The sequence below is a fragment of the Pseudomonas sp. GW823-FHT06B06 genome, from assembly GCF_058795195.1.
On record NZ_JBXAHO010000009.1, the window covers coordinates 197132 to 203614 of the forward strand.

Here is a 6483-nt window from a genome sequence, read left to right on the forward strand (position 1 = left end):
TTTGCCCTCAGTCCAGTTTGTCGCTGTCGACATGCCATTTACTGAGGAGCGCGGCGTAACTGCCGTCGGCGCGCATGCCTTGCAGCACCTCGGTCAAGGCCACAGTCAGCTGCGGATCGCTTTTGCGCACGCCGAAGCCGGTAAGGATGCGGTTGAACGCCGGCACCGCCGACTGGAACAGGTCAGGCGCGAGTTGCTGATAATGGCCGGCGGATTCGACCGTGGTGCCGAACGCGTCCACTTGATTGATGCGCAAGGCCTGGAAGGCGTCGGCGTCGACGTTGTACACCACCAGTTTCATCGGCGCCTTGCCGGCCGCTTCGAGCTTTTCGTTTTCCTTGCCCAACAGCACCCGGATGGTCGAACCGTTGCTGACCGCGACCTTGAGCCCGGACAGGTCCTCCAGGGTGTTCACCGCTTTCGGGTTGCCCTTGGGCACTACGATGGATTGGCTGGAATACATGAAATTGACGATGTCGATCACCTCGCGGCGTTCGGGCTTGTCGAACAACTGATCGACGATCATGTCGCACTGCTGCGCCAGCAGCGCCGGGATCAGCCCGGCGAAAGGCGAGATGCGCCACTCGACTTTCTTGTCACCGAGGCGCTGGGCAATCGCCTCCCCCATGTCGACCTGCAGCCCAACCGGTTTCTGTTTCACGTCAAAGGACACCAACGGCGGTGAATCCATGCCGGAGCAATAGACGATTTTCTCGCTCTTGCTCAATCGCTCGGGTAACTCGGGGGCGGCGAGCGCCCATTGCGAACATAGACTCAAGGTGAACACGGCAACTAACGCGCAAGGCTTGTGCATGGCAAAACTCCAAGTGGCTGCAACGTAAGTCCCCTGTAGGAGCTGCCGCAGGCTGCGATCTTTTGATGTTGTTTCTAAAGATCAAAAGATCGCAGCCTGCGGCAGCTCCTACAGTGGAATGTGGGGTTCTTCTATTGATGGGCTTCGAGGAACTGAATCAGTCTCGGAATGGTGCCTTCGATGTGTTCGCACACCACCGCGGCTGCCTTGTCCGGGTCGCCGGAACGCAGTGCGGCAATAATCGAGGCGTGCTCGTCGCGGGCGCTGCGGGGTTTGTCGGCGTGTTGCAGCCACAGGCGCATGTGCGGCTCGATCACCGAATACAGCGCCGAAATCTGCCGCATCAGGCGCGGACGTTCACTCAGGCTGCACAGGTATTCATGGAAGGCGCGATGGCGGCTGACCCACTCGGCGCCGTCCTCACGGTAGTCGTCCATCTCATCGAGCAGGCGCTCCAGATGGCTGAAATGGCGCTCGGTGAGTTTCGTCACGGCAACACGGATGGCGAGACCTTCCAGAGCGCTGCGCATCTCGAACACCTCACGCATTTCCTCGATGTTCAGGCCGCGCACGATCGCGCCGCGATTGGGCCGCAACGTCACCAGGCCATCGGCATCCAGGCGCCGAAAGGCTTCGCGCACCGGCATGCGGCTCATGCCGATTTCACCGGCGATGTCCTCGGCAATCAGGCGCTCGCCAGTGCGGTAGCGACCTTTGCAAATGGCCTCCAGGAGAAAGTTGTAAGCCTCTTCCTCAGCGGTGACAGGTTGGCGCTCTGTATAGGCAGGGGCGAATTTCATCAAATGCACCTTTTGTATTTTTGTATCCAATTATCCATAAAGCCAAAAAAGCACGTTGCGTGCCAGCTTCGCCATACGCTGCTCAGGTGCATGATTCGATTGATATAACTGAAATCGGCAAGGCTGTTAGCGCCCATCGACGTCGGGGGATAACGAGTTGAAATGAATCAGGGTGTAACCAAAAAGCCCCAACAGGGGGCGGGTGGTAACACCGTCAGTGAAACGTTTTATCTGCCCTGCCAGCCCGCTACGCTTGCGTGTAAAGTACCGCCATAAAAATCTCAATCAGGAACCCTGACCGTGGCTAAAACTCTCGACATCAGTGCCAACTTCGACAGCGGCAACATCCAGGTCATCGATGTCAGCGACCCACTCAAACCCCTGCTGGCCATCCGTCCCGATAGCAAAAGCAACCATTTCCAATGGTTCCACTTCAAGGCCAGCGGCCTGCATGTCGGCCAGGACCATTGGTTTCGCCTGAACAATGCCAGCCAGTCCTCCTACAACAAGGCCTGGACCGGCTATCAAGCGGTGGCGTCCTACGACCACGTCAACTGGTTCCGTGTGCCGACCATTTTCGAGGGCGACTGCCTGCGTTTCAGCCTCGAAGCTGAACAGACCCACGCCTGGTTCGCCTACTTCGAACCCTACAGCCGTGGCCGCCACGACTGGTTGATCGAGCAAGCACTGACCAAGGCCGGCACCGAATTGCTGGCCACCGGCAAGAGTGTCGAAGGTCGCGACATCCAGTTGCTGCGCAAAGGCACTGGCGCCGAAGGCCAGCGCAAGGTGTGGATCATTGCCCAGCAACATCCCGGCGAACACATGGCCGAGTGGTTCATGGAAGGTGTGATCGAGCGCCTGGAGAAACACGACGACCCGGTGCTGAACAAGCTGCTGGCCAGTGCCGACCTGTACCTGGTGCCGAACATGAACCCGGACGGAGCCTTCCACGGCCACCTGCGCACCAACGCCATGGGCCAGGACCTGAATCGCGCCTGGCAAAGCGCCAGCGAGGAACTCAGCCCGGAAGTCTTTTTCGTCCAGCAGCAGATGGAAAAATACGGCGTCGACCTGTTCCTCGACATCCATGGCGACGAGGAAATTCCCCACGTGTTCACCGCTGGCTGCGAGGGCAATCCAGGCTACACGCCGCGGATCGAAAAACTCGAGGAACACTTCCGCAACCACCTCAAGCACACTACCAAGGACTTCCAGACCAAGCACGGCTACACCCGTGACGAACCGGGCAAAGCCAACATGACCCTGGCGTGCAACAGTGTCGGGCAGAAATACGATTGCCTGTCGCTGACCCTGGAAATGCCTTTCAAGGACCACGACGACCACCCGAATCCATTGACGGGGTGGTCGGGCAAACGGTCGAAGCAATTGGGCAAGGATGTGTTGACGACGGTGGCGGATATCGTTGGCGTTTTGCGCTGATCTATCGCGCGATACCTGTAGGAGCGAGCATGCTCGCGATGGTCGTCAACGATGACGCGGGAAACCTGACGCCCCACGGCGTCCTCCGGTTTTTCGCGAGCAGGCTCGCTCCTACAGGTTTTAAGTGTCAATGATGCCGGCGATCACCCGCGGTCTTTGCCCCTCAACATACTGTCCAGCACCTCATCGCGCCGCACCCAGCCATGAAACAACGCCGCAGCCAGGTGCAACAGCACGGTCAGGAACAGCAGATACGCCAGATACCCGTGTGCCTTGCGCAGGAACGCGAACACCTGCGCATTGGCCGGCACAATCGACGGCAACTGCAATGAGCTGCTGAGCATCACCGGTTCGCCGGACGCTGAAATCATTGCCCAGCCCAACAACGGCAAGACCAGCATCAGGGAATATAGCAAGACATGCGATGCCTTGGCCGCCAGTACTTGCCAACCCGGCAGGTCTGCGGGCAATGGTGGTTGGGTGGTCGAAAAGCGCACCAGCAGGCGCACGATTACCAACAACAGGATGGCAATGCCCAAGGGCTTGTGCAGGTGGATCAGCCATTCATGGCGCTCGGACACCGAGGCAACCATGCCCGCGCCAATGAACAGCATGGCGATGATCATCAGCGCCATCAGCCAGTGCAGCAGGCGCGCCAGTGGAGCGAAGTGGTTGGGTTGGTTGCTCATTGCTGGGCCTCCTGTTTGGCGGCGGGCAACTGGCTGACTTCGCTGGTGCGACGCAGGTAGGAATTGGCGTAACCGGCTGAACGAGCGGCGAGCAGCGGGTCGTCGGAACCTTCGATGCCTGCAGGGAGCACCAGCGGGTCATAGTTGATGTCGCGGCACTCACCGCTGAGTTGCGGCTGGGTGCTTTCAAGAACCAGGGTGCCTGCGTTCAACACCTTGCGCCCCTCGGGCCAGGCCTTGCTCGCATCGTTAACCGGGTCACCGGGGTTGGCCAAAGTGATGTTCAACTGAAAGCGCAGTGGACCGGCGGCGATGCGCTGAACCAGGTCTTTCTCGAGGAAATCGCTGCCTTGCGGGGCGGTGGCACCCGGCGCGTCCTGAACCGCTGGCACCATGCTCCAGCGCACGGCTTGACGTTGCCCGGCGGCATTGACCAGATAGAACGCGTTAACGCTGTTGTAGGTTTCCGTCACGTAACTGGCCGAGGGTTTCGCGGTCTTGATCCAGGCCAGGAACGGTGCGGCTTCCGGGTGCGAGCCGAAGAACGCCGGCACCGCCGCCGGGTCCGGTTTGCCCGTCGCGGGAACCGGCGACTGGGCCTGTTGCAATTGATAGAACGCCTCGGGCGTGCCCACCGGGAACACCGGCATGCTGTTCATTCCGGTGCGCCATTGCTGGCCGTTGGCCTGGGTGAAACGTAACGCCAGGCTGCGTATCGGCACGGCGCTATCTGGCGCGTAGGGATTACCCGCCGGCAAGGCGAAACGACCGACTACCGGGGTCCGCGCCTGATTGAACACCTGTGCGGTGGAATAGCTGCGCGCCTCGCCACTGCTCTCGAAATGGCCGATCACGCACACGCCTTTGGCGTGGTTACGACGAAATCCCGGGTGCACGCCGTTGTTGGTTTCCAGCACATTGACCAGCTTTTTCGGGGTCAGGCGCTGTGGGTCAAAGGTGCCATTGACGTAGGCAAACGCCCCAGCCACTGCAGCCACGACCACGGCAATGCCGGCCAGACGCAACATCAGGCTCGCGGCACTCAAGGGTGGCGGTGATGATCGATCTACCATGAAAGACTCCAGGGCCATCGGCCACAAGTGAAAAGAATCAGGCAGACGAACCTCGCGGCGGTTTATTCCATCGACCGGTGTTTATTTTTCCGGGTGTGGAATAACCTCCCATGCCAAGCGTCTTCCTGGTTCAAAGCGTAGTGAGAAACCAGAAATTCATGAACGATATCGACGAACAACTGCGAGAAATCATTCCCAGGTTGCGCCGCTTCGCCGTATCGCTGACGCGCAATTCCAGCAGCGCCGATGATCTGGTGCAGTCGTGTCTTGAGCGTGCGCTATCAAGCTGGGGCGACAAGCGCGTCGAGGGCGACTTGCGCGCCTGGTTGTTCTCGATTCTTTATCGACAGTTTCTCGATGCTCACCGTCGCTCCCGACGCTACGCGCGAATGCTTGAATTCTTTACCGGACGCGATGATGCGCAGCCTTCGGTGGAGCGGACCGTGATCGCTCAATCGACCCTCAACGCCTTCGATCAACTGCCAACCGAACAGCGCGCGCTGCTGCTGTGGGTGTCGGTTGAGGGGCTGAGTTACAAAGAGGTCGCCGAGATTCTCGACGTACCCACCGGGACCGTGATGTCCCGCCTGTCTCGGGCTCGCCAAGCCCTGCGCCAACTCAGCGATGGCGAAATCAACCGCCCTGCCCTGCGGAGACTCAAATGATCAGCATGCCCCCCAGCGAGCGCGACCTGCACGCTTACGTCGACCATCAGCTGGACGAGGAAGACCGGCGTCTGGTGGAGACCTTCCTGGCCAGTAACCCACAGGCGGCCGCGCAGGTTCGCGGCTGGCAGCAGGACGCCCAGCACCTGCGCGCAGCCCTCGGCGGCGCCTTGCAGCAGCCCACCAACCCCGATCTGGAACCGGCAGTCATTCGCCAACGCCTCCAACGCCAGTCCCGTCGTCACCTGGCCAGCGCCGCGATGTTGCTGATTGCTGTCAGCGTCGGCGGCTTCAGCGGCTGGCAAGCCCGGGAAATGACCTTGGCCGGCGCGTCAGCCCCGATGACCGATGCCCTGCAGGCCTATCGCCTGATTGCCCAGCAAGGCATCCTGCCAGCCGACTACAAGGCTGGCGACGACGCAGACATGCAGGGCTGGCTCGACCGTTATTTCACCCAGGCCAATCGCCTGCCTGATTTATCCGGCGCAGGCTTCAAACCGGCCAGCGGGCGTTTGCTCAGCACCGAGCAAGGACCAGCGGCGATGGTGGTCTACGAAGATCAGAACGGGCAGAAAATCAGTTTTTATGTGCGCCCGCCGGGACCGAAGAACTTTCTGCTGCCCCGGGGTAGCCGCAGTGATGGCGGCTTACAGGCCGAGTACTGGTCGGGTGGTGGCTACAACTATGCGATGGTCAGCCCGGCGGATACGCCGGCGGCGCGGATGCTCAGGCAAACCACGCAGTTCTGACAACACTATCCCTTGTAGGAGCGAGCCTGCTCGCGAAAGTGTGGGGTCAGTCGACATCAATGCTGAATGTGCTGCCGCCTTCGCGAGCAGGCTCGCTCCCACAGGGGATCCAGGTGCACCTGCAAAAGTCAGGTCGGCTTTAAGGCCGCCTCGCTTTGCTGTTGATCGCGAGCGCCCCGTTAACCACGCTGGCCGAACGCAGGCATTGCGCAGTGGGGAAACCGGCAGGACGCCGGTTTAGCCGCGCTGG

General features: G+C 60.5%; 7 protein-coding genes. 3 read left to right on the plus strand and 4 right to left on the minus strand.

Going from position 1 to position 6483, the window contains the following annotated elements; all coding sequences use genetic code 11:
- Positions 1-7: 7 nt before the first annotated feature.
- Both AC1Q8Q_RS11005 and AC1Q8Q_RS11010 read right to left on the minus strand, forming a co-directional pair.
- Positions 8-814, minus strand: coding sequence for an ABC transporter substrate-binding protein (locus AC1Q8Q_RS11005; protein ID WP_008057220.1), 807 nt, complete (start codon positions 812-814; stop codon positions 8-10).
- A gap of 131 nt (positions 815-945) precedes the next feature.
- Positions 946-1614: a GntR family transcriptional regulator gene (locus tag AC1Q8Q_RS11010; protein ID WP_168757678.1), complete on the minus strand. Its 669-nt coding sequence runs from the start codon at positions 1612-1614 to the stop codon at positions 946-948.
- A gap of 294 nt (positions 1615-1908) precedes the next feature.
- Between AC1Q8Q_RS11010 and AC1Q8Q_RS11015 the strand changes: the two genes are divergently transcribed.
- The gene (locus tag AC1Q8Q_RS11015; RefSeq protein ID WP_492615069.1) at positions 1909-3057 is read left to right on the plus strand and encodes a M14 family metallopeptidase; all 1149 of its coding nucleotides are present in this window, start codon (positions 1909-1911) and stop codon (positions 3055-3057) included.
- A gap of 143 nt (positions 3058-3200) precedes the next feature.
- Here the strand turns inward: AC1Q8Q_RS11015 and AC1Q8Q_RS11020 are convergent, their stop codons facing one another.
- Together AC1Q8Q_RS11020 and AC1Q8Q_RS11025 are read right to left on the minus strand one after the other, a co-directional pair.
- Positions 3201-3746, minus strand: coding sequence for a cytochrome b (locus AC1Q8Q_RS11020; RefSeq protein WP_168757677.1), 546 nt, complete (start codon positions 3744-3746; stop codon positions 3201-3203).
- Positions 3743-4819, minus strand: coding sequence for a catalase family peroxidase (locus AC1Q8Q_RS11025; protein ID WP_033045740.1), 1077 nt, complete (start codon positions 4817-4819; stop codon positions 3743-3745). The genes AC1Q8Q_RS11020 and AC1Q8Q_RS11025 overlap by 4 nt, the downstream gene beginning before the upstream one ends.
- 158 nt (positions 4820-4977) lie before the next feature.
- Here AC1Q8Q_RS11025 and AC1Q8Q_RS11030 point away from each other — a divergent pair, with 158 nt between their 5' ends.
- Both AC1Q8Q_RS11030 and AC1Q8Q_RS11035 read left to right on the plus strand, forming a co-directional pair.
- Positions 4978-5484 (plus strand): sigma-70 family RNA polymerase sigma factor, encoded by a 507-nt coding sequence (locus AC1Q8Q_RS11030; protein WP_168757676.1) that lies wholly within the window; start codon positions 4978-4980, stop codon positions 5482-5484.
- The gene (locus tag AC1Q8Q_RS11035) at positions 5481-6233 is read left to right on the plus strand and encodes an anti-sigma factor family protein (protein WP_020800358.1); all 753 of its coding nucleotides are present in this window, start codon (positions 5481-5483) and stop codon (positions 6231-6233) included. Before AC1Q8Q_RS11030 ends, AC1Q8Q_RS11035 begins: the two co-directional genes overlap by 4 nt.
- The last annotated feature ends 250 nt before the right edge of the window (positions 6234-6483 follow it).

Excerpts from the sequence above, each read along its gene's own strand:
- AC1Q8Q_RS11005 (WP_008057220.1), bottom strand. The coding sequence starts at position 814 with ATGCACAAGCCTTGCGCGTTAGTTGCCGTGTTCACCTTGAGTCTATGT.
- AC1Q8Q_RS11010 (WP_168757678.1), bottom strand. The coding sequence starts at position 1,614 with ATGAAATTCGCCCCTGCCTATACAGAGCGCCAACCTGTCACCGCTGAG.
- AC1Q8Q_RS11020 (WP_168757677.1), bottom strand. The coding sequence starts at position 3,746 with ATGAGCAACCAACCCAACCACTTCGCTCCACTGGCGCGCCTGCTGCAC.
- AC1Q8Q_RS11025 (WP_033045740.1), bottom strand. The coding sequence starts at position 4,819 with ATGGTAGATCGATCATCACCGCCACCCTTGAGTGCCGCGAGCCTGATG.
- AC1Q8Q_RS11030 (WP_168757676.1), top strand. The coding sequence starts at position 4,978 with ATGAACGATATCGACGAACAACTGCGAGAAATCATTCCCAGGTTGCGC.
- AC1Q8Q_RS11035 (WP_020800358.1), top strand. The coding sequence starts at position 5,481 with ATGATCAGCATGCCCCCCAGCGAGCGCGACCTGCACGCTTACGTCGAC.